The sequence below is a fragment of the Hymenobacter coalescens genome (assembly GCF_054783195.1).
Window position 1 is genome coordinate 1 of the sequence record NZ_BAAGRA010000036.1, and the last position, 3,057, is coordinate 3,057.

General features: G+C 56.3%; 2 rRNA genes. Both read right to left on the reverse strand.

The features are described from left to right. A 5S ribosomal RNA gene (gene rrf, locus ACYVKQ_RS23170) occupies positions 1–76 on the reverse strand; the annotation flags it as partial. Positions 77–158: 82 nt separating this feature from the next. Then, positions 159–3,057 (reverse strand): 23S ribosomal RNA (locus ACYVKQ_RS23175); the annotation flags it as partial.

Sequence of the window (3,057 nt, forward strand, 5' to 3'; positions counted from 1 at the left end):
GTACCATGGGCGCTCCGGGGCTTAACGACTCTGTTCGGAATGGGAAGAGGTGAACACCCGGGCTAAAGCCACCATTATCAGGACGGAGTCTCCAACCGAGACCCGTGAAGGCGTTGACGCACGGCCAGCAAACAAGGAAGAGGGTTACAAGAGCGGTTGCTTCGGAAGCGTTCGGTTCATTAGTACCGCTCGGCTGGGCATTTCTGCTTTAAGACCTGCGGCCTATCGACGTGATGATCTCTCACGGACCTTATTGACGGAATGCTCATCTGGAGGTGAGTTTCGCACTTAGATGCTTTCAGCGCTTATCTCGACCCAGCGTAGCTACCCAGCGCTGCACCTGGCGGCACAACTGGTACACCAGCGGCTGGTCCAACCCGGTCCTCTCGTACTAAGGTCAGGTCCTCGCAACATTCCAACGCCCGCCACAGATAGGGACCGAACTGTCTCACGACGTTCTGAACCCAGCTCGCGTGCCACTTTAATCGGCGAACAGCCGAACCCTTGGGACCTTCTCCAGCCCCAGGACGTGACGAGCCGACATCGAGGTGCCAAACCTCCCCGTCGATATGAGCTCTTGGGGGAGATCAGCCTGTTATCCCCGGCGTACCTTTTATCCTTTGAGCGATGGCCCTTCCATGCGGAACCACCGGATCACTATATCCGTCTTTCGACCCTGCTCGGCGTGTCAGCCTCACAGTCAAGCCCGCTTCTGCTATTGCGCTCTGCATCCGGTTACCAAGCGGATTGAGCGGACCTTTGAAAGCCTCCGATACACTTTTGGAGGCGACCACCCCAGTCAAACTACCCACCAGACACTGTTTCCCGTTGTTCGAGATTAGGCTCCAAGCAACGCAAGGGTGGTATTTCAACGTCGGCTCCCCGAGACCTAGCGGCCCCGGCTCAACGCCTCCCACCTATGCTACACATGCGGTGCCCAGAGTCAATGTCAAGCTATAGTAAAGGTGCACGGGGTCTTTCCGTCCCGTGGCGGGTACTCGGCATCTTCACCGAGACTACAATTTCACCGAGCTCACGGCTGAGACAGCGCCCAGATCGTTACACCATTCGTGCAGGTCGGAACTTACCCGACAAGGAATTTCGCTACCTTAGGACCGTTATAGTTACGGCCGCCGTTTACCGGGGCTTCGATTCAAACCTTCGGGTTGCCCCTAAGTTCCCCTCTTAACCTTCCGGCACCGGGCAGGTGTCAGGCCTTATACTTCCTCTTGCGAGTTCGCAAAGCCATGTGTTTTTGTTAAACAGTCGCCTGGGCCTTTTCACTGCGGCTTCTTGCATTGCTGCAAGGAAGCGTCCCTTCTCCCGAAGTTACAGGACCATTTTGCCGAGTTCCTTGGCCGTGATTCACTCGAGCGCCTCAGGATGCTCTCCTTGACTACCTGTGTCGGTTTGCGGTACGGGTCGCTTAATCGTAAACGCTTAGCGGGTTTTCTTGGGAGTCTGATTAGGGCAACTATGCCGGCACCCCGAAGGGTTTCGGCTACTATCAGCTTTCAGCTACCGGGGCGTGCTTAACTACCCCAGCAATACCTACGGCCTTCAACGGGCACTTCCGTCCGCCCGCGTGCCTTTCACTTCTCCGTCACCGCATCACTCAATTAAGCAAGTGCTGGAATATCAACCAGCTGGCCATCGGTCTTCGCGCTTCCGCTTAGCCTTAGGTCCCGACTAACCCTGCTCCGATTAGCGTTGAGCAGGAAACCTTAGTCTATCGGCGTGGGGGTTTCGCACCCCCATTATCGTTACTCATGCCTACATTTGCTTTTCCAGCCGCTCCACCACGCCTCCCGGTCGTGGCTTCACCGCTGCTGGAATGCTCCCCTACCGCTGTCTAAAAGACAACCCATCGCTTCGGTACCGGACTTGATGCCCGCGTATTATCGATGCCCTGTCGCTCGACCAGTGAGCTGTTACGCACTCTTTAAATGAATGGCTGCTTCCAAGCCAACATCCTGGCTGTCAAGGCAACTGGACCTCCTTTGTTCAACTTAGCCCGGATTTAGGGACCTTAGCGGATGGTCTGGGTTCTTTCCCTCTCGGCGCGGGACCTTAGCACCCCGCGCCTCACTGCCGCGTATATCAAGATGGCATTCGGAGTTCGTCTGGATTCGGTAGGCTGTGACACCCCCTAGTCCAATCGGTAGCTCTACCTCCACTTGACTCCAACCGCGACGCTGTACCTCAATACATTTCGGGGAGTACGAGCTATTTCTCAGTTTGATTGGCCTTTCACCCCTACCCACAAGTCATCCAAATCCTTTTCAACGGAAACTGGTTCGGACCTCCAGTGCGTGTTACCGCACCTTCATCCTGCTCATGGGTAGATCACAAAGTTTCGCGTCTACCCCCTCTGACTCTGCGCCCTGTTCAGACTCGCTTTCGCTGCGGCTCCGTGTCTTCAGACACTTAACCTTGCCAGAGAGGAGTAACTCGTAGGCTCATTATGCAAAAGGCACGCCGTCACCCCACAACAGGGGCTCCGACCGCTTGTAAGCGCACGGTTTCAGGTTCTTTTCACTCCCTTATCCAGGGTTCTTTTCACCTTTCCCTCACGGTACTGGTTCACTATCGGTCTCTCAGGAGTATGTAGCCTTGCCGGATGGTACCGGCGGATTCAGACGGGGTTTCACTGGCCCCGCCTTACTCAGGGTTCCACTAAGGCCCCAGCAAATGTCGTCTACCGGGCTCTCACCGTCTCTGGCGCAGTTTCCCACCTGCTTCGACTACCTGCTAGCGGTCCTACGTCGTGGCCCTACAACCCCGGGCTGGCCGTAACCAACCCGGTTTGGGCTCCTCCCCGTTCGCTCGCCACTACTTGGGGAATCATGTGTTATTTTCTGTTCCTCCGGGTACTTAGATGTTTCAGTTCCCCGGGTTTGCCCTCGGCCTTGCGGCCCGAGTACCCAAGCTTCACTTGGGTGGGTTGCCCCATTCGGAAATCGTGGGATATAACGGGTATGTGCCCCTCCCCCACGCTTATCGCAGCTTATCACGTCCTTCGTCGCCTCTGAGAGCCTAGGCATCCCCCGTGCGCCC